Source organism: Paenibacillus sp. ALE2 (genome assembly GCF_054113385.1).
On sequence record NZ_CM134213.1, the window covers coordinates 2,106,722 to 2,130,363 of the forward strand.

A 23,642-nucleotide genomic window follows, 5' to 3' on the forward strand; every position below is an offset into this window, starting at 1 on the left:
TCGTAAGTTATCAGAATAACGTATTAACCTAAAAAGACTGTTCATGCTATGCATGAGACAGTCTTTTTTTGATATGCTCTGCTATTAATTATGAACTTGCCATAGTGTACTTAATTTCACACCACTATTCGGATATCGGTGCGAGACCCAATAAATTTCTGAGTAAATGACACACCTTTTGTACTTCCTTATATTGCTCCAAATACGCAAAAAGAGCTTTTAAGAGACCTTTTTGAGGGTTCGATTTCAGAGCCTCTTCCTTTAATTGAGCGTAAATTTGCTGACACTCCTGTTTCTCCTCTGTGCTCCACGAAGAAAGCAGTATACTGTCTTCCAGGGAGTGGAGCAGGCCGTTAATTTGACGACCTTGGTCAAAGGGATTACTTAGTGCGCTCTCGGGTAACCAGCCTTTTTTGCTCCAGAACAAATGTGGAGCGGAATCAGCACTGCTCAGGCTGGTTGCCAAGGAACTGGATAAGAAGATGATAAACTGTGTTAGATGCTCAATCGTTTCATCATTCATCCGATCGGCAAAGAAGCGAATATATTCGAACACAATGCTTTTCAGTACAAAGGTTATATCCCATGCATGATCTTCAATGCCTGGTCCAAAAATATCAATTAGGCAGTCGTGAACCCATTTGTACAATTTGTATTCGTGCTGTTCAAACGCACCATTGAGTTGTTCATTCTGAAAAATAAGCATGGAAGGCTCAGGAAGATCCATCATGAGATACACTTTGTTTTCAACGAGATTTTTCAAATAAAGTACAATAAAACCGTGCAGTTTATCGTGCTTAGAAAGATCAGGTTTACTGTAGAGAGCCCGGATGTCTTGTTCAATGTTATTCTCCAGAATGATACACATTTCCAAAGGCAGTTCTTCTTTCCCTTGAAAGTATTTATAGAAGGATGCCTTTGCCATCCCACTTTCTTTGGCGATTTCCTCAACAGATGTTGAATAATAGCCTTTTCTGGAGAACAGCCGGATGGCTGCTTGTAAAATATCATTTTTTTTATTTTCCATACATACTCCCTTCAGGATCCAACTCGACAGCATGCGGAATTCACCACTTCATATATTACAAAGGTTGGTCACGTGTAATAACTGTGTGCTGCTGTTTCTTGAGTTGCCGGTGCATCTTGTACTTAGCCATGATCATATACAAAGACGGCACCACAAACAAAGTTAACAAGGTCGAAAATAACAAACCGAAAATGACAGTGAACGCCAGTGGCTTAAAGAGCAGGCTTCCCAATAGTGCTAACGGAATCATACCTACAATGGCAGCCAGGGAAGTCAATAAAATCGGTCTGAAACGGGCAGCGGCTGCTTGTATTACGGCTTCCTTTAATTCCATTCCTTCATGTCTTGCATCCTCGATAAATTCAATTAGGACAATCCCATTTCGCACAACAATACCCGCGAGTGCAATAATTCCCATGATGCTCATAAAACCGATAGGCATACCCGTCAGGAAAATACCAATAATCCCGCCGGCTGCTGCTAGGTACACGGTTGCCATAATAATAATAGGAATGGAGAGTGAATAAAACTGCATCGTGATCAAGAGTAGAATGAGTAAGACTACAACGATCGCCAGCTTCCCTAAGTCCGCGAATATGGTGGACTGATCGGATGTTTCACCGCCTACCTCCCATTTATATCCTTCAGGGAACTTCATCTGTGCCAGTTTACTCTCCACATCTACCATGGCTTCGCTCGCGGTTCGTCCGTTCAAATCGGCCTCGACCGTAATCGTCTGCTCCATATTGTAATGCTTGATTTGCTGAATAGCAAATGAAGGCTTAACCTGTACTAATTGGTTTAATGGAATTTGCCTTCCAGCTGCATTCACTACACTTAATTGTTGGAAAAGGTTACTTGGCTCTTCGTTACTATGATTCAAATACATTTTGATATCTACCAGACTGCTTCCAGTATCAAATTGACTTACTTGAGCCCCCTCTTTTAACAAAAGGAGGGTACGAGTCAAATCTGTGTAGCTTACTAGATACTGATCCATGGCTTGTTTGTTCACTTCAAGCTCGAGAGCATACCGTTCAATTCCTATGTCATCTACGATACCCGTTGCCCCCTCTACTGTCGCGATCTGCTCCTTTGCTTTTTGGGCAAGGGTTTGCAGTTCATTCAGATCCTGACCTGAAATACGAATAGAAACGGGTTTACCTACTGGAATCCCGAGACGAGGAACATACATGGTAACCGTAACGCCAGGGTAGGACTTCTTAACATGTTGTTCCCAAGCATCAACTGTTGAGTTAAGATTGAATACATTCTCTTTACCGACGACAGCAATCTGACCTACGGTTTCGTTATAAGTAATATTTCCGCCCATACTGTTAATGTCACTAAACAGTTGAGGAGCAGTCCCCCCAGCGCTGTAAACGACCTTGGAAGTTTCAGGTTGCTTCTTGATCCAATTTGCAAGATCTTTAACGACCTGGTCGGTTTCCGCAATGGAAGTGCCTACAGGCATTTTTACATTTAATGCAACATGAGGGTCTTCTGATTCAGGGAAAAGCTCAACGGATGTAAAGGGAACTAATCCATAAGCAGCTGTTCCAAGCATGAGTCCAACCATAGCCGTCAGCAAGGGACGCTGAATGACTTTAGGCATCAGCTTTTGTGAATAAAGCTTGTTTAAAGAGTGAATCTGCTGACCGAGCAAGCCTACTGGTTTTGATTTCCCCTGAGGATGACGAGTCTGTCTGCGCTTTTCATACCATTCTCGAAAAATAGGGATGATCGTGAGGGACATGATCATAGAGGCTAACATGGTCAGAGAAACAATGGCGGGAATGGGTCTAATAAAGGCACCTACATTTCCGGGAAGAAACAACAGTGGAGCGAAAGCTGAGATGGTGGCCAATGTTGCAACCAAAATAGACAGCATGACCTCTTTGGTACCTTTTATAGCTGCAACGGAGGGTGATTCTCCTAATTCCGTAAGTCTGCGCTCAATATTATCGTTTACCACTACAGCATCATCCACGAGTATGCCGAGTACAATGATCAGACCGACAACGGAAATCTGATTTAAAGTAATGCCGAACATAGGTAGAAAGATAATGGCAATCGAAACCGAAATAGGGATTGCCAGCGCGACAAAAGCAGAGGTGAGCAAATTCAAGCCCAACATACAAACGAGAATAACAGCCGCAATTGCCAGAATCGTTTCACGCTTTAAGTCGTCAAAGATATGGTTTACCTGATCCTTTTGTACAAAGAGAGTCTGTAAGTGAACACCTACGGGGAGTGTTTTCTCCAGCTCTTTGAGCTTGGTATTGACCTTTTCGCTCATAGAGGGGATGTCTGTGCCTGTTTCCGCTCCAATACTTAGCGTAATGGCCGGTTTACCCTCTACATAAGCGAAATATTCTGCCTCAGGATGTGCCAGCTCAGTTGTTCCAATATCTCTTAAATAAACAGGATTACCTTCCTTTGTACGTGTCAAAATGACCTGATTTAATTCGTCAGCTTTTTCGGTCTCACGAACAATGAGTTGATAGGTACGTCCGTTGTATTCAATATTACCGGTAGGAACTCGATCGATCTGAGATTGGATCGCTTGTGCCACTTGTCCCCACGACAACTGATATTGCTGGAGCTTCTGATTGTCGATACGGACACGTACTTCTTGGTCAGGAAGACCATTGAATTTGACACTGGATACGCCGGAAATCGTATTAAGTTGATCTTTCCAGGTGGTGGTCAAATCATTTAGTTTATACAGTGGTGCAGATGAGTCGGCGGTCAGAGCATAAGAGCCGATAAACGAGCTGGTCAGCTTGTCATTTACAACAGGCACCTCAGCACCTTGAGGAAGATCGGCTTGTGCATCTTGCACCTTTTTACGCATATTATCCCAAACTGTCTGAGGATCCACTCCATTTTTGGATTCGATTAGAATAGAGGAGAATCCGTTGCCAGAAGTCGAATTAATCGTTTTAACACCTTCAACCTCCTTGATGCGTTTCTCCAGCTCTTTAGTTACGGTTTGTTCTACCTTTTGTGGCGAAGCACCGGGATAAACGGTTGTGACCATAGCATTCTGTATGGTCACGTCTGGCATTTCCTGCTGTGGTAACTGGAAAAAACCGAAACCTCCAACTACAATCAGCATGACAAAAAACAGCAATGTTATTTTTCGCTTTTTTACGATGTACTCAATCATGGACGTCCGCCTTCCTCCGACTGAATCGCATTTCCATCAAATAGGGATTCTGCCCCTTTAATGACAATACGTTCTCCTTCACGAAGCCCGGATACAATTTGCAATTGATTATCTACAACCTGATTGCCAAGCTCCACAGGGGTTCTAACCGCTTTTCCTTGAATATCTTTGAAAATAAAAGGCTTGCTTCCCGTATTGATGACTGCTTCAGCAGGCACAAGAATACCATTCTTGTCTGTTACCTGATGCGCAGCTTTAATGATCTGGCCGGGTAACCAGTCTCGCTGTGGATTGGCAATGATAATCTCTACGTTAACCCGCCCCGTATCGGTGCTGGTTGAAGGATAGATGTTGGACACCATACCATGACGAGTCTCATCATAGAGTGCCACCTTCACCTGTTGTCCCTTTTTCCAATCCTTAATTTCACTGTCTGGTACGGGAAGGAGTACTTTAAGACGGTCGGTGGAGCCTATGCGATAGACGGCTTGGCCCGACGCGACCAAATCACCTGTATTCACGATTTTGTCTAAGATTACGCCGTTCACGGGAGAAGTTAAACGGGTGCGTGACAATGCCAGCTCCGCCTGGTCCTTGGCGACAAGGGCCTTTTCGTAGTTGGCACGTGCTTGTTTCTGGGAAGCCTCTGCTTGTTCGCTGGCTGCAAGAGCTTTAGTTTTACCTGCAATCGCATCCTGAAAGGAAGCTTGGACAGATTGATGCTCTTCGGCTGTGGCCCCTTCCAGCAAAAGAGATAAGGAAGCTTTTGCTTGCTCCAGATTTTGAAGAGCAGCAGTTGCATTCAGGCGGGCGTTCTCGTTATCCGACGCGGTAGCTGCACCTGCCTCAAACAGCTTTTGTGTCCGCTCGCTATCCGTCCTGGCCTTGTTATAGGCGCTTTGTGCCTTATCGACAGTGATTTGTGCTTGCTGTTTTTCCTGAGCGCGCGCACCCTTGTTGGCCTTGCTGACATTTGCACGAGCACTCGTAATACCTGCATCGGCGGATTGAATGGCAGAGGCAGCTGCCTGTAGGTTAGCCTGTGCGTTATCTATACCGGCTAAAGCTTCTTGGATAGAGGCCGTTGCCTGTGCAACCTGTAGCCTGTAGTCAGCATCATCTAGACGGGCAATGATTGCCCCTTTTTGGACTAGAGTGCCAGTAGTGACCTCTGCGCTGGCGACGGTACCTCCATTTTGAAAGGCCAGTGTACGTTCTTCATAAGCCTGAAGGGTGCCTGACAAGTCATAGGCGGTATGGAGTGGTGTATTCTTGACGATTGTAGTGCGCACAACGGTCGGCTGTGCGGATGAACCTGAAGCAGCATCTTTTTTTCCGGTAGAACATCCGGCAATTGCGAGGCTCATTGATAAGGTGAGCATGATGATGGCCCGTTGTTTATTCATGATTATCCTTCCTTCCGATAGGGTCATAAAATCGAGTTTAAACTAATTGGTTTAAAATGAACTCGTTAGTTCATGTGTATTATAGTGCGCCTATATTGCATTCGTCAATTCACTGTTTTGGATTTTATGAATTAGTTGGCGGAATTTCGGAACTTTTGCCTTTATAATAAGTCTATTAACATAAGAGGATTTTTTTGTTTATTGGTAGAGTACATGCGCGGATTAATCCGTTTGAATACAAAGAAGATGGGAGCTATTATCCAAATGTTTTTAAGTAATAGAAAACAGAGCAAAGTGAAAGTAGATGGCAAAGGAATTGCTAAAAGATGGGCTGTTTTAACGCTGGCAGGAGTATTATGGGTCGGTCCGGTTGCCGGAACTGGGGTTCTAGTCCCGTTAAATAATTGGATATCTGCGCCAATCGCGAGTGCTGCCTCCGGTTCAACGGTAAAATTGGGTGAGGAGATCATTACTTCGGGTGCAACATTATTGAAATATCGTTTTAAAGGGTCCAAGGGAACAGCGCTGGCTGATATCGTTCGAGTAGACCTGCAAAATCCGTACGTAAAGCTGGATGTCATGACTGGGAAGAACGGACAGTTTACGACCCGTCAGAGTACAGGCGGTATGGCAAAAGAGACCGGTGCGGTTGCTGGCGTGAACGGGGATTATTTTAATACCTCTAGCGAGGGAGCACCGATCGGTGGACAGGTGTCCAAAGGGGTGTTGATGTCTACTCCCTCTGATTTAACAGGGATGTATGCCTTTGCTGTAACGAAGGATGGCTCACCGATGGTTGAGCAATTTACTTTTGAAGGTACAGTAAAAGCTGGTGATGGGTCTTCCTTCTCTTTGGCAGGGATGAATAAGGCTTCATACTCGCCTGAGACGAGTGGGAGCAGCTATAGTCACTCCAATGCTATGTATATTTATACATCTGCTTGGAAAGCAATTGAGCGACCTAAAAACAGTTCGACAACGCCTACTGAAATATTGGTACAAAATGGCGTGGTTACGCAAGTCTCCGAAAATGCTACATTGAATATGACTGTTCCGCAGGATGGCTATATTTTGCGTACACACGGTAAAGCAGCGGATTATGCCAAAGCGCATCTGACTGTGGGACAGACTGTAGAAACGAACTATCACCTTCGCGTCAAATCGACAGGGAGTGAAGTAGATCCTTCCAACCTACAAATGATGATCGGTGGACATACCATATTAGTAAATGACGGACAGAAGACTTCGTTCTCCCGAAGTACGACAAGTATAGGCGGGACGCGTGCGCGTACGGCTTTGGGATATTCCCGTGACAAGCGATATGCCTATGTCATCGCCGTTGAGAAGAATGGGAACAGCGTTGGTGTATCCTTGAGCGAGCTGCAAACACTGATGAAAGATATTGGTGTCTGGAAGGGGATGAACCTCGATGGTGGCGGCTCTACCACCATGGTAACTCGTGATTTGGGAGATACGACAGCGGGGCTTACATTCAATACAGAATATGGTACAGAGCAACGTAGCATCGTAAATGGAGTGGGAGTATATACCACTGCTCCTAAAGGAACGCTCAGAGGCTTTACCATCAAGGGCAATAAAACGCTGCTGATTGGTCAGAGCGGAAGTTACTCCTTCAAAGGCTACGACAACTACTACAATCCATTTGATACCTCGAAAGTACAAGTGACGTGGAAGTCCAGCAACCCAGCTGTTGTGTCCGTGAGCGGCGGTGTTGTGAAGGGGGCCAAACCGGGAACTGCTACTTTAACTGCATCCAGTGGCTCAGCCAGTGCGACAACCAAGGTCACCGTGCTTGGAGCAGATGAAATTTCATCACTTACTGCAGGAAGTGGGACAGGCTCGCTTACTGCAGGAGCTAAAATCGCAGTACCGATAACGGCCAAGACGAAAGATGGACAGAGTGTCAGCATTACATCAGATGCGCTCAAATGGGAGTTCATCGGCTTTAAGGGAAACGTTAAGGATAATCAGCTTACGGTAAATACAGTGGATGCGGGTGTGAAAACAGGCTATGCCATTGGTCGCTACGATGGTTTCAGTGCGGTTGTCTTCCTGTCCGCTGGCGGGGCAAGTACAAATAACTGGGAAAACTTCGAAAATGTTTCGTATCCGGTTGATTTCACTTCAAATGTGGAAGGTGTTACCGGTACAGCGGCTGTTGTACAAGGGGATGGAGACCATGCCAATTCCAAAGTGCTGGAGCTAAGCTACGACATGACGAACGGCAGTGGCAAAATGTATGCTTACGCTCAATTAAATGGCACATCCGGGAAGACGTTGGAGCAGGCAGCTACATCCATCTCGATTGATGTCAAAGGGGATAAGAGTCTGAACTGGCTGCGTGCGGAGCTGGAGGATGCTCAAGGCAAAACGGCATACATTGATCTCGCCAAAGTGATTGACTGGAACGGCTGGAAAACGATTAACGCAGATATGAGCAGTTTGAATATTTCCTATCCGGCGAAGCTGAAACGTCTCTATGTGGTCAATGTAGCCGAGGGTCAGGATGAGCGCGCTAAGACAGGTAAGGTCGCTTTTGATAATATCTCTTTTAATACACCGGGGACGGTCGGCACAGAAGGACTTAAAAAGGGAACAGCTCAGATGACGATCGGTCAAAAATCAATGACGGTAAATGGAACGCCAACAACGATTGATGCAGCTCCGATGACTCGCAATGGTTCGACATATGTTCCAATTAAGTATGTGCTGGACGCATTTGGCGGACAAGCCAAATGGAATGCGGGCGATCAGCGGATCACCATTATGCGCGGTGGTGTGCTGATGGATTTGACTGTAGGAAAAAAAGAAGTGATTCTAAACGGAAAGCGTCAGAGCACTGAAGTTGCACCTATTGTACTGGGAGGCAGGACTTTAGTCCCATTAAGACTGGTGTCTGAACAGTTAGGAATGACTGTAAAATGGGAACAAGAAACGAAGACCATCACCCTCCAGTCATGATATGGTATGATATATACTTGAAATGCTAGGATTGGAGTAGAACATTTGTGGACTTTCAAGCCGATATCATAGACCGAGTCATTAAAAATGCCATCCAGGTGATGGAGAACAGCAAATATCAGATGTTCGAAATATTGGACACGGCCCGGACCGAACTGGTTACGTTAAATCAAGAGCTTCAGAGCGTATTAAAGGAAACGGCAGAAACGATCGAAAAAGTGGACCAGCTGGAAATGAACTATCGGCGGTCCCGAATTCGGTTGACTGAGGTCAGTCGTGATTTCGTCCGTTACTCGGAAGAGGATATCAAACAGGCTTATGAGAAGGCGACACAGCTTCAACTCGATGTGATGATTTTTCGCGAGAAGGAAATGTATCTCAAAGCCAGAAGAGATGATCTTCAAAAGCGGGCCAAAAGTGTCGAGGCTTCTGTCGAGCGGGCCGAAACTATCGGTTCGCAGATGGGGGTCGTGCTGGAATATTTATCGGGTGAATTGGGACAAGTGACGCGGATCATTGAATCGGCCAAGAATCGGCAGTTTATTGGTCTGAAAATTATTTTGGCTCAGGAAGAGGAGCGTAAGCGCATATCCCGTGAAATTCACGATGGACCTGCGCAACTCCTTGCGCATCTAGTGCTTAGGACGGAAATTGTGGAAAGAATGATCGCCAAGCAGGAATTTAAGATGGTTCAGGACGAAATAGTAGACTTGAAGAAACAAGTTCGCTCCAGTCTTGAAGAAATGCGAAAGGTCATTTTCAACTTGCGTCCCATGGCCCTGGATGACCTGGGGCTTATTCCGACGCTCCGGAAATATGTGCAGGATTTTGAAGAAAAAACGAAGATTAGAGCGCTTTTTGAAACAAGGGGCAAGGAACACCGTCTCTCTTCCGCGATGGAAGCAGCCATTTACCGTCTGATCCAGGAAGCTTTGACTAACGCTGCCAAGCATGCTTACCCTACCTATGTGCTTGTGGAGATTACCTACCAGGCACAGCTTGTAAAAATTGTTGTGCAGGATAATGGTCTGGGCTTTAAGCCAGAGCTTTTTCAGCAAAAAAGCAAAGACCATGGGCATTTTGGTCTGATTGGTATGCGGGAAAGGGTTGAACTGCTCGAGGGGAGAATGGAGATCGAATCAGCTGAGAATCAAGGCACCAAGATAGTGATTCATATCCCAACCAACGTGGAAAAGGGAAAGGAGTAACAACATGGAAAATCAGGAAATGAGTAATGCACCCATTAAAGTTCTCTTAGCGGACGACCATCAGTTGTTTCGTGAAGGACTTAAACGTATTTTGAATATGGAGGACGACATTGAGGTCATCGGAGAATGTGGCGATGGCATTCAAGTGTTGGAATTCTGCAACGTAGAGAAACCGGATATTGTTCTGATGGATATTAATATGCCAATTGAAAATGGTGTAGAGGCAACTGAAAAACTACGGGAGATGTTCCCGGATGTCAAAGTGATCATTTTATCCATTCATGATGATGAAAGCTATGTATTCGAGACGTTGCGCAAGGGAGCCAATGGCTATCTGTTAAAAGATATGGAAGCCGAGTCCCTCATTAATGCTATTCGTTCAGTACATGAAGGATATGCATTTATTCATCCGAAGGTAACGGGCAAGCTTATTCAGCAGCTTCGTCGGATGACTTACCTGAATGAAACAGGGGCTATGGCGGAAGGTCATACTAAGGAAGCAGGCGTGAAGTTTGTTGCAGGCGAAAATAATCCGCTGACTCGTCGTGAAGCAGAAGTGTTACGTCTGATGGCCGAAGGCAAGAGCAATAAGATGATTGGTGAATATTTATTCATTAGCGAGAAAACGGTCAAAAACCATGTCAGCAGTATTCTGCAAAAAATGGAAGTGGATGACCGTACACAAGCAGTTATTAACTCCATCAAATATGGATGGGTTACGCTGTAAAGTGTAGTCTTTTCATGTATTAGACGATGCAGCTGCCTAGATATGAATGCTGTACCGCCTCTCTTTTAGAGCGAGATATCCGCTCGTATGGAAGTCCAGTACATAACCGTGACACCTCTTCCTGTTATACGGCATATATTGTCGCTATAGGAGGAGGTGGAACCCTCGTGACGGCTCACTTGGTTTGGATATTGCTTATATACGGTGTGGGAGCTGCAGTCGTGCATCTCATGTATATACGACAGGCGGTTCAGGCTTATCACAATGGCGAAGATGCACACACGACATCGCTGAATCGTCGTGCGACTCGCTACATTGTGATTACATCCAATGATGGAGATCGTGTGGAATGGGTGATGCGTTCATTGAGTATCCTTGCCTGGCTACACCGGAGGCCGCTACATGTAACGGTACTGGATGATGAATCTATAGACGATACGCTACCGATTCTGACCCGGCTGGTGCGCTATAGTCATATGGATGTTTCAGTCATCTCATGTCGTTTTTCACCGGGGAACCCGGTTTTGCCGAAGTCAGGCGGTGAAAAACAGGTTGTTATTGATCTTAGAACAGCAAACCCGTTGGCGGGCGTCCCACTTGTTCCTTAGTGACAGGGATCTGTGGACATCGTGGTTAAAATCAGATATAAATATTTATAGACAGTTGCATATGCAAGACAATAGGGATTTCGTTGAAATCTGTTTGATGTGAAGCACACTTCAGGCTAATAGCCATGGAAGTGTGCTTTTTTGCTGTTCTCCAGGGTGATAAGAACTAGGAACAATGATGAATGAGAGGAGAGAACAAAGATGAAAATTGCAGTATATGCAGTCAGATATAAAGGGAATTGGAATCTTCGATTATCTGTGGATATTCGAGTAGATATGACATGGTGGTGGTGTCAAGATAAGCATCAGGAGAATGATGTCGAAAGGTGGGTGTTATTAGGAGACGAGCTTCCCTTGTCTTGGGGAGTAAGCCTGTGTGGAGGATTTAGGGAGTTAGCAGAGATGGAGCGGTGGGGGGATCGACAATGGTGGGCCTATACTCTTGCACAGCTAAAGAATGAGTTGGTTCTTGAATCTTCTAATGGAGAACGGGTCTTATCTAGAGGAGTAGACAATATTTACATTTGGGACCGGCACCAAGGATGGGTTTCACGCACTCAACATGGGAATGAGGAACAAGAAACAATAGGAACTGTACGTTCTATTCAAAACCGGAAGCTCGCCACGGGAGTAAATGGATTGGATATGGAATGTTTAACACGACAAGCGAACGAGCTGACTCATTTGTTGGCAGGACGCCAGTTGCTTGTTCCTGAAGCTGAAGCATTGCTAGCAGAGGCAGCCCCGGATTTGGAGCATACTTGGCGTTCAGCTGCGCAACTTGCATATCTGCAAGGCCGACTCAGCTTTGCTGCTGGTCTGGCTCCAGCACCACGTGCGCGCTGGTCTGCCGCGCGTAGACAGGAACTCCGCTGCAACCGTTGTGGCAGCGAAAAGATCCACCGCACAAGCTGCGCATCGTGCGGTCGTAAGGCGTGCGCCTACTGCGAGACATGTCTCACGCTTGGGCGCAGCCGTGAGTGCTCGCTGCTGCTGCGCGGTACAGCGAAACCTACCATACCGCGCACGGCAGAGGCAACCCCGGCGACGAATCTCGACCGCTGGGGGCTGAGCCCTGCGCAACGTGCCGCCGCCGAAGCAGCGCTGTGCTTTTTGGCCGCACCACCCGGAGGGGTGCGAAAATGCTCTCACCCGGTAGGCCAATGGCAACGAGCGCGCGAATTATTCCGGCGCAGCATGCGTGCGCGCCAGGAATTAGGTGCTGCCGCTGCGCATGGCAGCACTCTTGCCCTCAACGAGCAGTCATCGCCCAAATCTGGCGAGCGTGCTTGGGAGATTGCTGGCCGGCAAGTACCCGATTCTGCGGCCGAACGATTTCTGCTCTGGGCCGTGACTGGCGCGGGCAAGACGGAAATGATGTTTCCGCTTTTACAGCATGTGTTGGAGCGCGGAGGGACAGCGCTCGTAGCAACACCGCGCCGTGATGTGGTATTGGAATTGGCACCTCGCTTGGCAGTTGCGTTTCCCCAGGTTAGCATGGTGACGCTTTATGGAGGGAGTGCAGAACGGTGGCAAAGGGGACAACTGACACTGGCAACAACACATCAGCTGTTGCGTTATCGCCACTCTTTTGATTTGGTTGTAATTGACGAGATTGATGCATTTCCTTATCACAATGATCCAATGCTTGCCTTTGCTGCCCAAGCAGTATGTAAGCGGGAAGGAAAGTTTATTTATTTGTCTGCTACGCCACCGCGCCCCTTGCAGAAAGAGGCTGCACGTGGTCAACTGCCACATGCCAAGGTTCCCGTTCGTTTTCATCGTCATCCCCTACCTGTCCCAATTCGTTTGGGGACTCCTCCAGTGCATCAGTGGCTGCAAAAAGGTCAGCTTCCTGCTTCATTTGTTCAGCGCCTAAACGTATCCATTCAACGGGGGGCGCAGGTCTTTCTATTTGTGACACGAATCTCACATATTCAAGGCCTTGTGGAACTGCTGATTAGACAATTTCCTGATATACCTATCGCCGGCACCTCATCGCAGGATGAAGAACGAACCACTAAGGTGCGTTTATTTCGGGCTACTGAAATACGTGTGCTGGTTACAACCACTATTTTGGAGCGGGGAGTGACTGTTCCGCGGAGTGATGTGTATGTACTAGACGCGGACAGCAGTCTTTTTGATGAAGCATCCCTTGTCCAAATGGCTGGCCGCGCGGGAAGATCTAAGGATGACCCATGTGGTAGTGTTATTTTTATATCTCCTCAATGGACTAGTGGTCAAAAGAGAGCGATTAAACAGATTAAACGTATGAATGCACTGGCTCGGAAAAAAGGATATCTGAAATTGGTGAAGCACTAAATGCATTAAATAAAAAAAGTTTTTTTGGAAATGTGAAACCTGAAACAATGTTGGTACGTAAACTACCAAGAAAGGTGCATTTTGGTATGGGGATGATTCCAAGAACCCGTTTGTTTTTGAATTGGTTATTCCATCGTCAGTCGCAAACATGTGTTGCTTGCGGCACTCTCACAGGTCATTTTTCCGAATTTACTGGGCTTTGTACTCATTGCTCGACCCAAATTTCTTGGGTTTACAACATTCGTTGTGCACATTGTGGACGTCCGACGTCTTGTCCAGATTGCGTCAGGCCCGACCGATTAGTGCGTTATTATGTATGTAATCGGAGTGCAACCAGTTATACGCCGAGGATGAAAGAATGGATTGGACAGTTTAAATACCGCGGCAATGAAAAGTTTGGCCCCCTGCTGGGCGAAATCATGAACCGTGCCTATCAGGCGATGAGACATGAGTTTGCAGGTCATAAATGTAATCGTTTCAAGCAATCTTTGTGGGATGTAGATATAGTGACCTGTGTCCCGGTAAGTGAAAAGAGGCTGACAGAGCGTGGCTTTAATCAGGCTGAAATTTTGGCAGAAGAGATTGCAAAGCGAAATAAGCTCCCCTTTCTACCTTTACTTGTTCGCCCGCAAGATACAGGCAAGCAAAGCTTTAAATCAAAAAATGAACGCATGAATACAATGAATAATGCATTTTCTGTTCACCCCAATATGATGAATTTGATGAAATCCTTTACTTTAAAAGCTGAATCTCAACGTGCAATGGAGCATATGCATTCCGTTACAATTTTGCTTGTAGATGATATTTATACAACGGGGAGTACATTGCAGGCGTGTGCACGTGTTTTGAGAGAAAAGGCATTAGAACGAGGAGTACATTTGGCTATCTTTTGCCTGACTCTAGCGAGATCGTGAGTCTAAATTTCTATTATATTCCATAATTTTATGCTTGAAACTATGAAAAAAAGGTTATAGTTCTTTTGAAAGAAGGATCAAATGATAGGGCCGAAGCCTTTTAATCCGTACAATCAGCAGAATTTGACAACAAGCTAGAGAGAGGTATATAATAAAAATATAGAGACGAACAAAAAGTTAGGAAGTGAGGGATGAAATCAGAATATTTCAATTTAGAGGTTGATTTTTTTGGAAAAGAGGAGTACAATTTCTATCTGTTGATAGCTAACATGATTGGTAATAAGTGATCAGCTAACGACAAAAGAGCGGACATTGGGAGTGTCTCGCTCAGTAGTAAAGCAGTTAATTAAAATTTAAAGCTAAAAAGAGGAGAGAACAAAATCATGAAAAACGTAATGAAAAAAGTAGCAGTTTCTAGCATGTTGGCAGTTAGCTTAGGTGCAGTATCTTTGTTGAGTCCACTTGCTACAGGTCAAGTATTAGCGAGATCCAACTCAGACCAAAATAAAGATCAATTTGAAGAACAACTGATCATTCAACAGCAAGAAGCAGCGCAAAAAGCATTCGAAGCAAAAGTTTACGGAACTGAAACTACTGAAAATACAACTACAGCACCGACTCAAACAACAACTGAGAACAACAACCAAACAACAACTACAAAACCAGCAACAACTACAACTGAAACACCAGCAACAACTGTAAAAACAATTACTGTTAATGTTCAAGACGGCGACACACTGGCTTCTATTGCTGAAAAATACGGTGTAACTGTTGAAGAACTGGTTAAAATCAACAATCTGGTAAAAGTTGGCCAAGAACTGCAAGTACCACAAACAAACACAAATAAATAATAAACATTATAAACTGTTGTATAAAATGTATTTATTAAACCAAGCTTTTGACTATAGTATACGGGAAGGCCTCTATTAAAACAATGCTTTTTTGAATAATTATTTGTAAAGTCGTTTGTTTTTTTGGGCTGCAAATTTCCAATGGTACATCTAGCTTAATTTCAGATAGCTTATAAGTTGAAATGATGTTAGGTGTATGAGATTTATGAATACCCACACTCCATGTGCGGAGCATTCGTATGGACGCCGATCCCCCGGATTTATAGCATTTTCTTGATTGTATTCGGGGCACAGGTGAACATGAATTCTTCTGAGGATTGTTTCGCCCGGTTTTTCCCTCATTTTATTTCTACATTTTAACCATATTCATATATAGCTGTTTAATGATAATGAAGCGCTATTCCCGAGAATAACTGGAATGGCGCTTATTTTATTTTTTTCTCTAAAGTACGGAGTAATGTTTGACGATAAATACTCACATGTAATAGGCTGGATTAGAAGGGCTTATTTGCCTCTGCATTTTATGTTGTTGCATATTAATGTACATAGAAATGGGAGGATTTTTGTCCGTTGAATCTTCCCCTATTATAGCTTTTACTATGATAACGTACGAAATGTGGAGTTGTGTTAAATCTAAAAAACTTTTTTTGAAATATTTGATAGACGGGGCTCTTCGCTATAAGGTAATGTAAGGATAAAAGCAATTAAAAGACCGGAAATTGGAAAGGGGCGCTACAGAGGATGAACTTGGATAACTGTCCTCGCTGTGGAAAGCTGTTTATTATGAATGTTAGGGGAATCTGTCAGAACTGTATTAAAGAAATTGAGGTTGAATACGAACAGTGTGTCAAACATATACGTGAGAATAAAGGTATTCATATGCATGAACTTTCGGAAGCTACAGGTGTCTCTGTTAAGCAGATCACGACATTTATACGTGAGGGACGTATTTCCATTGCTAATGCGCCCAATATGACGTATCCTTGCGAGGTATGCGGGATACCGATTCGTGAAGGGCATATGTGCGATTCTTGTCGAACACGTCTGACTAAAGACCTGAATCAGGCCATACGCGAAAGTAGTAATCAGGATCAAAGTAATAATATGGGCTCAGGTACCTACAGCGCGATTGATAAACTTCGCGGAAACTAGTACAGGGGAATTAAATACGCATTCAGCTATTCAAAAAGTTTCAAATACCGCCGATAATCTTTATAGAGCTTATCGGTTTTTTTATTTTAGCAACCATGCCCAAAATAAAGAAGTAAGGCATAATACGAACCATGTTCGACGCTATGTCGTCTGATACATTCTGACCATATCAAATAACTTAAGGAAGGTGGAAGTTATGAAAATTAACGAGACCAACCGCATCGGAGCTATTAATCCATATCAGCGAAATATTGAAACAGGACGCCAGGAGGAGCTTAAGAAGTCGCGCCGTAAGGACGAGGTTTCCATTTCTCCAGAAGCAATGGAAATGCTGAACCGCAGCAGTGATGCAGACCGCGTTAAGAAAATTCAGGAGCTTAAGCAGCAAGTAGCTTCTGGAACCTATCGTGTGGATGCCGATAAAATTGCAGAGAAGCTATTACCTTTCTTTAAGCAGTCTTCCGAAAGTTAGGTGAAGGAATATGCCTTTAGAGCGTTTGATGGATGCGCTGGAGCAGCTTAGAGAGGCGCACGAGCAGTTGATTGCATTAGGAACTCAGAAAAAAGAAGCACTGATATCAAATAAGGTTGAGCAACTCATACAAGTCATGAATCAGGAATCGAAGATGTCCAGACACATTGAACAGCTGGATGAACAACGCCTGCAGGCAGCGTATGAATTTTTGCAGGAACGTGGTATTAAATCCAAGTTGAATCTTAATATTACGGAGTTGTCTCGTCTTGTGTTCGATATAGAAGATAAGCAGCGCCTCCTTCAAATTCAAAAAAATCTTGCAGATACGCTTGGAGAATTGAAAAAATTAAATGAGTTGAATCAACAGCTCATAAAACAGGCGCTTTCCTATATTGATTTTTCCATTGAGAGTATGTCATATTATGCGGAATCTGAAGCGGTTTATCAGCGTCCAGCTGACAAAAGCACATCAGCTGTACGGGCGGGACTATTTGATACACGCGCCTAATTGAAGGAGGAAAATATGGTCTCAACATTTCATGGTATAGAAACAGCAAAAAGAAGCTTGAATACACAAACGGCGGCATTAAATACAACTGGACACAATATCTCAAATGCCAACACAGCGGGTTACTCCAGACAAGTGGTTAGTATGAAGGCTTCAGAATCTATGGAAGCTTATGGTTTGAACCGTTCTGTTGTACGAGGTCAAATGGGCACAGGGGTAGAATTCACTGCTATTGAGCGTGTTCGTCAGACGTTTTTAGATGACCAATATCGTAATGAAAACTCCTCTTTAGGTGGATGGAGTATCCGCTACGATACTTTGAATAAGCTCGAGACGATTATGAATGAGCCTTCTGACACAGGTATGCGAAAAGTAATGGACAATTTTTGGAATGCTTGGTCGGATTTAAGCCAAGATCCTCAGGACGTAACTAACCGTAAGATTGTTAAAGAAACTACGTTGGCTTTAACGGATGCCTTGAATCAAACAAGTAAGCAGCTTGATGCGCTGGAGACAGATTTAACTAGTAATATTACTTTAAAAACAACAGAAATGAATTCTCTTCTGCAATCTGTAGCAGATTTAAACGGCAATATTACCAAGTTGGAGTCTTTAGGGGATAATCCAAATGATTTAAGAGACCAGCGAGATTATGCGATTGATAAGTTGTCTAAACTAGCTAACGTGCAAGTTACCCAATTAGATAACGGATATCAAGTAACGGTAGCCGGACAAATGGTTGTAACTGGTAGCGAACTTACTCCAGTAACTGCAGACGGCCTTCAGGCTGCTTTTACAGGTGGCACCTTGACTGGCGGCGAAGTTTACGGAATGGTATTGTCACGTGACAGATATGTTGCGGATTACAAAAATCAGATGAATCAATTGGCGAATACACTGGCTAATGGAAATATTGAAGTGACCCTTCCTAAAGGTACTGTGCTTCCTGAAGGAACGGTGTTGAATACAGGACCGAATAATACAGCGGTTACCTACTCTAATGCAAATAATAACCGGACTTTAACAAGCGATTTGAAAGTTACCGTCCAAGGGATCAATGGCCTTCATCAGTTGGGTTATACAATTAGTGGCACAACTCCTACTAAAGGGGATGCCTTTTTCACCTCTAAAGATGGTGCTGCGATTACAGCTGGTAATATTACGTTAAATCCTGACATACAAAATGACCCTAATAAAATTGCAACTTCAATGCGGGTAGACGGAACGGGTACGACCGGTGAGAAGGTGATACTCGGGAACAATGCTTTGGCTATGGCTATGGCTAACTTGAAGAATGTAAAGTTTGATTTTGGAGCGGCTTTATCCAATCCAACGTCAGTGGATGACTACTTTAGCTCTATTGTCGGGCAGCTTGGGGTTCAGACTCAGGAAGCGGAACGTCAATCACAGAATGCGCAGCTCCTGACGGAGCAAGTAGATTTAAGTAGACAATCTGTCAGCGGAGTGTCTCTGGATGAGGAGATGTCCAATCTGATCAAATTTCAGCATGCTTATAGTGCGTCTTCTCGTTTTATGACGACATTCGATCAGCTGTTGGACAAGCTAATTAATAGTACAGGCCGTGTAGGACTCTAATTCTATTTTTGTTAGTAGGAGGTAGCGTATGGCGATTCGAGTAACCTCGGGGATGATGAGCATGCAAACGCTCAATAACCTGAACCGTAACTACAGCAATATGAATAAAATGGAAAACCAAATCACAACCGGACGTAAGCTCAATAAACCTTCAGATGATCCTGTAGGTGTAACTTATGCCCTTCGGTATAGATCTGAGTTAGCTTCTAATGAGCAATACTCCAGCAATGCAGATGCAGCCGTGAGTTGGTTAGATTTTACCGACTCTACTATGCAGCAGGCTGGAGATGTCATGAAACGGTTAAAGGAACTGACGGTTCAAGCCTCGAGTGAAACGGTTCCTCAATCTGGACTCGATGCAATTAAGTTGGAGGTCGATCAGCTTAAGGAACAAATGACCAATATTGGAAACAGCCAAATCCGTGGTAAGTATATTTTTAATGGCCAAAAATATGATCAGGCCCCCTATGAACTCACCAGTACCACGACTAGTTATGACCAAATTGATACAGATCAAGGTGCTGTAAATTATGCAATAGGGGATCAATCCACATTTCAGGTAAATACACCTGGGAGTGAATTTTTTGGAGCTTCAACGGATGCGGATAATGTTTTTAAAGTTATGGACAACTTGAGCGCCGCTTTAACAACTGGTAACTATAGCGCTATTAGTGTCCAGTCTGCTAATATTGAATCGCGTTTTACAAAAATGCAGGCTAGTTTGTCTGAGGTTGGTGCACGGACAAACCGTGTACAACTTGTGCAATCTCGTTTGGATGATAGAAATCTGAATTTAACAACCTTGCAATCTAAAACTGAGGATGCTGATATTGCAAGTTTGATGATTCAGGCAACCTCGGCCCAAACTATTTATGAGGCAGCCTTGAAATCATCTGCTCAGATCATGCAACCTTCTTTAATGGATTTTATGCGTTAGCCTTTAGAATCTTTGACATTAGTACTGTAGAGCTATGGATGGAAATCCGTAGCTCTTTTGTTGATTTTTAAGGAGGATAAGAAATGACCCGGAAATTGAATGGAATAAGATGTCGTGATGAAGAAGCGGTTTTTGTTTTTCCGAAGGGATTACCCGGTTTTGAGCATTTACATGAATATAAGCTACAAGAGCATAATGAATTATTCAGTATTTTGAGCGCCGTAGAAGAGGCGACAGTCACGTTTATTACAATCAATCCATTTGATTTTGTATCTGATTATGAGTTTGAACTATCCAATGATACACTTGCAGATATCGGTGTGACAGATCGAGAGCAGATTGAAGTTCGCTGTATTGTGACTTGGCATAGTAATAGGGAAAAAGTAACAGTCAACTTGCTTGCACCTTTAATTTTCAATGTAGAGAAGTCTATTGGCAAACAAATTGTTTTACAACATACTGATTATACTACAAGAGATGCATTGTGGCCGAAGCCAACACATGAAGAGCAGGGTGGTGAATCTTAGTGCTTGTTTTATCCCGTAAAAAAGGTGAGTCCGTTGTAATCCATAATGACATTGTTATAACTGTATTATCTGTTGAAGGTGATAACGTAAAGTTAGGTATATCAGCACCAAAAGATATAGATATATATCGCAAAGAAATTTTTGATGCAATTCAGGATAACAATCAAAACGCAGTTATGGACCTTGAAGCTCTTAAGAATGCCATGTTAGAAATGGGAGAGAGAAGCAAAAATTAGTGAAAAAATGAATATGTCCAATTAATATTGGAAGATTACTGAATAAAATTTTGAAATGCTATAAACAATTTTGTGCGAGAGGTCGATATATATTGTAGAACGGTAATTCTTCAGGGCGGCCGACCTGTGAAGACGTTCATACCACAAGGATGTGGGCATTAAACCATTTCAGGGAGGAAATTTACAATGATTATCAACCACAATATTCCGGCATTGAATACACACCGCAACATGGGTCTGAACACAAATGCAGCAAGTAAAAATATGGAGAAACTGTCTTCCGGTCTGCGCATCAACCGTGCTGCTGATGACGCTGCTGGCTTGTCCATCTCCGAATCCATGCGTGGTCAAATCCGTGGTCTGGAGCAAGCTCAACGTAATGCTCAAGACGGCATCTCTTTCGTACAAACTGCTGAGGGCGCAATGAATGAAGTATCCTCCATGCTGACTCGTATGAAAGAATTGAACGTTCAAAAAGCGAGCGGAACTTACAGTACTAACGATAAAGATAATATCGGTCAAGAGTTGGATCAATTGGGTGCCCAAATTGACGAAATCATGACTAAAACTACCTTCAATGGTATCACGATTACCGCTGGTGCAAGCATTACAGTTAATGATAAAGCTTCCAGTACTATTGTTATTGCTTCTATTACAACTACATCTTTCAGTGGTTTGGATTCTACAACAACACTGTCTGAAGTGGAGGATTCGATCAAAGCCGTTTCCACAGAACGTGCTAAACTGGGTGCTGTGCAAAACCGTCTGGAGTACACTTCCAACAACATTGGTACTACAGTAGAAAACCTGACTGCTGCTGAATCCCGTATCCGTGATACAGATATGGCTAAAGAAATGGTTTCCTTGTCCAAAAACAACATCTTGCTGCAAGCTTCCCAATCCATGCTGGCACAAGCAAACTCTGCTCCACAAGGTATTTTGTCTGTACTTCGTTAATCTATACTTTTTCCTTAGAAGAGACCTTGATTTTCAAGGTCTCTTTTTTGTTATTCCCTTCATAATTAGCACTTATTTTCCGATATAAAGAGTATTAAAACTAAAAACGTTCTTGATGATGCTTCAGCACGATAAGGGGGGTAAGTTGTGGATAATAGTATTTCTGGTCTTGGCCCAATACCAGGACAGGCGATATCTATCTCACCTAAGGGTGTCGCAGATGAACCATCAATTATAGCTATAAATCAGCAAAATGTTAATCAATCGGTCGAGAGATTGTCTAGTGAAGAAGAAAAAGCAATTCAGCAATTAGAAAAGGTAATTAGAGCTGTGCAGGGGCCGGAAAAAAAGTTTGAGATTTCCATTCACAAGGAGACCCACGCAATAATGATCAAGGTCTTTGATAAACAGACAGGTGATTTAATTCGGGAAGTCCCCCGAGAAAAGCTTCTTGATGTAGCGGCAAATTTAATGGAAATGAACGGGCTTATTATTGATAAAAAAGCTTAACATTCAGGAGGATTAGTTATGACAATGAGAATTAGTGGTTTGGCATCAGGAATGGATATTGATTCAATGGTCAAAAAGTTAATGACTGCTGAAAGTATTCCATTAAACAAACTGAACCAGCAAAAGCAACTGACAGAATGGAAGCGTGATGGATACCGCCAAGTAAGTACGAAATTAGTCACTTTTAATGAAAAATTAACAAATTTTAGTTTTAGTAGCGCTATCGATTCAAAAAAAGCAACCGTTACTGGAGCTTCTAATGTGCTCACTGCCACAGCAACTGGAGCATCTGTGAACTCTGTATTAAATGTCAAGGTTACTAATCTGGCGACTGCTTCTAATGTTGTATCTTCTGGAGGAACAGTAGTTGCCTCTCCTGGTACTACAAAGCTGTCAGATATATACACGGGTAATGAGAATAGTATTACTGTCGGATCCGATACTATAAATTTCACTTCAGACGATACAATCGATTCATTGATTTCCAAAATTAACGGGAGCACAAAAGCTGGTGTGACCGCTGTATATGATGCCTCATCTGGTAAAATTTCTTTGACTAATAAGAATACAGGAAATAATGATATTACATTAAGTGGAGAACTCCTTGAACAAAGCTTCGGACTCAAAACAGCTAATGTCGTAAAAGGAAAAAATGCAATTGTTGAAATTAATGGTCTAACAACAGAACAGACTTCAAATCGTTTCACAGTTAATGGTGTCGAAATCAGTTTAAATGGAACTACACCGACAGGACAGTCAACACAAATTGAAGTTTCACAGGATGTTGACGCAATGGTTAACACTATAAAATCTTTTGTTGAGGCGTATAATGATACACTTTCGACATTAAACCAAAAAACAAGTGAAGAACGTTATCGTAAATATTTACCGTTGACCAGTGACCAGAGAAAGGACATGAAGGAAGACGAGATTACACTCTGGGAAAGCAAAGCCAAGAGTGGTATGCTCAAAAATGATTCTATTGTAGACAAAACACTTAGTGATATGAGATCAGCGATTATTACAGATGTAGTTCTACCGAGTGGCGAGAAAATAAATTTGACTCAGATCGGAATTACAACCGGTACCTATAGTGAAAAAGGGAAACTATACGTAGACGAGAAGAAGTTACGTGCGGCTTTGGAAACCACTCCTGAAAACGTAACTGCTTTGTTTGGCCAGACGGATACTTCTTCTTCAACAAACTATACTGGTTCGGATGGTATATTCAGCCGGCTGAAGAAGACTAATCAAGGTGCTCTTCAAAGTTTGGCGGATAAGGCTGGAACCTCTAAAGTCAGTTCTGATTTAACAGCAGCTTTCCAGCCAAAGAGTCAAATAGGCGACCAGTTATCAGATTATGATAAGCGGATTGATGCTTTACAAGATAGGCTTACAATGATAGAAACACGTTATTATCAGCAATTCACTGCTATGGAAACGGCTATGAACAAATACAACAGCACGTCATCCAGTCTTTCAAGTATGTTTAGTTAACACCAAATTTTCCAAGGGAGAGATCTAGAA

20 protein-coding genes are annotated in these 23,642 nt (G+C 43.4%); 17 read left to right on the forward strand and 3 right to left on the reverse strand.

Annotated elements, in window-relative coordinates; genetic code table 11:
• Window positions 1-124 precede the first annotated feature (124 nt).
• The 3 genes from ACXHJ1_RS09195 to ACXHJ1_RS09205 are packed head-to-tail and all read right to left on the reverse strand — an operon-like array spanning window position 125 to window position 5,605.
• Window positions 125-1,027: a TetR/AcrR family transcriptional regulator gene (locus ACXHJ1_RS09195; RefSeq protein WP_107733828.1), complete on the reverse strand. Its 903-nt coding sequence runs from the start codon at window positions 1,025-1,027 to the stop codon at window positions 125-127.
• A 55-nt stretch (window positions 1,028-1,082) separates the two neighbouring features.
• Entirely contained in the window at window positions 1,083-4,199 is a 3,117-nt protein-coding gene (locus ACXHJ1_RS09200; protein ID WP_457905986.1) for an efflux RND transporter permease subunit, read from the reverse strand.
• On the reverse strand, window positions 4,196-5,605 hold the full coding sequence (locus tag ACXHJ1_RS09205; RefSeq protein WP_457905987.1) for an efflux RND transporter periplasmic adaptor subunit: 1,410 nt from the start codon (window positions 5,603-5,605) through the stop codon (window positions 4,196-4,198). Before ACXHJ1_RS09205 ends, ACXHJ1_RS09200 begins: the two co-directional genes overlap by 4 nt.
• A 264-nt stretch (window positions 5,606-5,869) precedes the next feature.
• On the opposite strand from ACXHJ1_RS09205, the gene ACXHJ1_RS09210 reads away from it, so the two are divergent.
• From ACXHJ1_RS09210 to fliD, 17 genes are all read left to right on the forward strand, one after another.
• The gene (locus tag ACXHJ1_RS09210) at window positions 5,870-8,587 is read left to right on the forward strand and encodes a stalk domain-containing protein (RefSeq protein ID WP_457905988.1); all 2,718 of its coding nucleotides are present in this window, start codon (window positions 5,870-5,872) and stop codon (window positions 8,585-8,587) included.
• A 47-nt stretch (window positions 8,588-8,634) separates the two neighbouring features.
• Window positions 8,635-9,795 (forward strand): sensor histidine kinase, encoded by a 1,161-nt coding sequence (locus tag ACXHJ1_RS09215; RefSeq protein WP_013373402.1) that lies wholly within the window; start codon window positions 8,635-8,637, stop codon window positions 9,793-9,795.
• Window positions 9,796-9,799: 4 nt separating this feature from the next.
• Window positions 9,800-10,522 carry a response regulator gene (locus ACXHJ1_RS09220; protein WP_013373401.1) on the forward strand — a complete coding sequence of 241 codons (723 nt, stop codon included), beginning with the start codon at window positions 9,800-9,802 and terminating at the stop codon, window positions 10,520-10,522.
• 167 nt (window positions 10,523-10,689) lie between these two features.
• Window positions 10,690-11,130 (forward strand): hypothetical protein, encoded by a 441-nt coding sequence (locus ACXHJ1_RS09225; RefSeq protein ID WP_017427118.1) that lies wholly within the window; start codon window positions 10,690-10,692, stop codon window positions 11,128-11,130.
• A gap of 201 nt (window positions 11,131-11,331) precedes the next feature.
• On the forward strand, window positions 11,332-13,452 hold the full coding sequence (locus ACXHJ1_RS09230; RefSeq protein ID WP_457905989.1) for a DEAD/DEAH box helicase: 2,121 nt from the start codon (window positions 11,332-11,334) through the stop codon (window positions 13,450-13,452).
• 350 nt (window positions 13,453-13,802) lie between these two features.
• On the forward strand, window positions 13,803-14,366 hold the full coding sequence (locus tag ACXHJ1_RS09235) for a ComF family protein (RefSeq protein WP_290402581.1): 564 nt from the start codon (window positions 13,803-13,805) through the stop codon (window positions 14,364-14,366).
• 383 nt (window positions 14,367-14,749) lie between these two features.
• Window positions 14,750-15,217 carry a LysM peptidoglycan-binding domain-containing protein gene (locus ACXHJ1_RS09240; RefSeq protein WP_107733833.1) on the forward strand — a complete coding sequence of 156 codons (468 nt, stop codon included), beginning with the start codon at window positions 14,750-14,752 and terminating at the stop codon, window positions 15,215-15,217.
• 741 nt (window positions 15,218-15,958) lie between these two features.
• A complete protein-coding gene (locus ACXHJ1_RS09245) occupies window positions 15,959-16,369 on the forward strand; it encodes a TIGR03826 family flagellar region protein (RefSeq protein WP_019688798.1) in 411 nt (136 codons plus the stop codon).
• A 196-nt stretch (window positions 16,370-16,565) separates the two neighbouring features.
• Entirely contained in the window at window positions 16,566-16,841 is a 276-nt protein-coding gene (gene flgM, locus ACXHJ1_RS09250; RefSeq protein WP_016822917.1) for a flagellar biosynthesis anti-sigma factor FlgM, read from the forward strand.
• Window positions 16,842-16,851: 10 nt separating this feature from the next.
• The gene (locus ACXHJ1_RS09255; RefSeq protein ID WP_430209047.1) at window positions 16,852-17,352 is read left to right on the forward strand and encodes a flagellar protein FlgN; all 501 of its coding nucleotides are present in this window, start codon (window positions 16,852-16,854) and stop codon (window positions 17,350-17,352) included.
• 15 nt (window positions 17,353-17,367) lie between these two features.
• Window positions 17,368-18,948, forward strand: a complete 1,581-nt coding sequence (gene flgK / locus ACXHJ1_RS09260; protein WP_107733836.1) for a flagellar hook-associated protein FlgK — start codon at window positions 17,368-17,370, stop codon at window positions 18,946-18,948.
• A gap of 28 nt (window positions 18,949-18,976) precedes the next feature.
• Window positions 18,977-19,885 carry a flagellar hook-associated protein FlgL gene (flgL, locus tag ACXHJ1_RS09265; RefSeq protein ID WP_107733837.1) on the forward strand — a complete coding sequence of 303 codons (909 nt, stop codon included), beginning with the start codon at window positions 18,977-18,979 and terminating at the stop codon, window positions 19,883-19,885.
• A gap of 83 nt (window positions 19,886-19,968) precedes the next feature.
• On the forward strand, window positions 19,969-20,412 hold the full coding sequence (locus tag ACXHJ1_RS09270; RefSeq protein WP_107733838.1) for a flagellar assembly protein FliW: 444 nt from the start codon (window positions 19,969-19,971) through the stop codon (window positions 20,410-20,412).
• Window positions 20,412-20,648, forward strand: a complete 237-nt coding sequence (gene csrA / locus ACXHJ1_RS09275) for a carbon storage regulator CsrA (protein WP_058710896.1) — start codon at window positions 20,412-20,414, stop codon at window positions 20,646-20,648. The genes ACXHJ1_RS09270 and csrA overlap by 1 nt, the downstream gene beginning before the upstream one ends.
• 186 nt (window positions 20,649-20,834) lie before the next feature.
• Window positions 20,835-21,605 carry a flagellin N-terminal helical domain-containing protein gene (locus ACXHJ1_RS09280; RefSeq protein WP_107733839.1) on the forward strand — a complete coding sequence of 257 codons (771 nt, stop codon included), beginning with the start codon at window positions 20,835-20,837 and terminating at the stop codon, window positions 21,603-21,605.
• A gap of 147 nt (window positions 21,606-21,752) precedes the next feature.
• Window positions 21,753-22,115 carry a flagellar protein FlaG gene (locus tag ACXHJ1_RS09285; protein ID WP_243208167.1) on the forward strand — a complete coding sequence of 121 codons (363 nt, stop codon included), beginning with the start codon at window positions 21,753-21,755 and terminating at the stop codon, window positions 22,113-22,115.
• A gap of 18 nt (window positions 22,116-22,133) precedes the next feature.
• A complete protein-coding gene (gene fliD / locus ACXHJ1_RS09290) occupies window positions 22,134-23,612 on the forward strand; it encodes a flagellar filament capping protein FliD (RefSeq protein ID WP_107733840.1) in 1,479 nt (492 codons plus the stop codon).
• The last annotated feature ends 30 nt before the right edge of the window (window positions 23,613-23,642 follow it).

Coding starts and splice junctions, on each gene's coding strand:
- ACXHJ1_RS09240 (WP_107733833.1), top strand. CDS start 14,750: ATGAAAAACGTAATGAAAAAAGTAGCAGTTTCTAGCATGTTGGCAGTT.
- ACXHJ1_RS09270 (WP_107733838.1), top strand. CDS start 19,969: ATGACCCGGAAATTGAATGGAATAAGATGTCGTGATGAAGAAGCGGTT.
- ACXHJ1_RS09230 (WP_457905989.1), top strand. CDS start 11,332: ATGAAAATTGCAGTATATGCAGTCAGATATAAAGGGAATTGGAATCTT.
- ACXHJ1_RS09280 (WP_107733839.1), top strand. CDS start 20,835: ATGATTATCAACCACAATATTCCGGCATTGAATACACACCGCAACATG.
- ACXHJ1_RS09210 (WP_457905988.1), top strand. CDS start 5,870: ATGTTTTTAAGTAATAGAAAACAGAGCAAAGTGAAAGTAGATGGCAAA.
- ACXHJ1_RS09220 (WP_013373401.1), top strand. CDS start 9,800: ATGGAAAATCAGGAAATGAGTAATGCACCCATTAAAGTTCTCTTAGCG.
- fliD (WP_107733840.1), top strand. CDS start 22,134: ATGACAATGAGAATTAGTGGTTTGGCATCAGGAATGGATATTGATTCA.
- ACXHJ1_RS09205 (WP_457905987.1), bottom strand. CDS start 5,605: ATGAATAAACAACGGGCCATCATCATGCTCACCTTATCAATGAGCCTC.
- flgM (WP_016822917.1), top strand. CDS start 16,566: ATGAAAATTAACGAGACCAACCGCATCGGAGCTATTAATCCATATCAG.
- flgL (WP_107733837.1), top strand. CDS start 18,977: ATGGCGATTCGAGTAACCTCGGGGATGATGAGCATGCAAACGCTCAAT.
- ACXHJ1_RS09255 (WP_430209047.1), top strand. CDS start 16,852: ATGCCTTTAGAGCGTTTGATGGATGCGCTGGAGCAGCTTAGAGAGGCG.
- ACXHJ1_RS09200 (WP_457905986.1), bottom strand. CDS start 4,199: ATGATTGAGTACATCGTAAAAAAGCGAAAAATAACATTGCTGTTTTTT.
- ACXHJ1_RS09195 (WP_107733828.1), bottom strand. CDS start 1,027: ATGGAAAATAAAAAAAATGATATTTTACAAGCAGCCATCCGGCTGTTC.
- ACXHJ1_RS09245 (WP_019688798.1), top strand. CDS start 15,959: ATGAACTTGGATAACTGTCCTCGCTGTGGAAAGCTGTTTATTATGAAT.
- flgK (WP_107733836.1), top strand. CDS start 17,368: ATGGTCTCAACATTTCATGGTATAGAAACAGCAAAAAGAAGCTTGAAT.
- ACXHJ1_RS09235 (WP_290402581.1), top strand. CDS start 13,803: ATGAAAGAATGGATTGGACAGTTTAAATACCGCGGCAATGAAAAGTTT.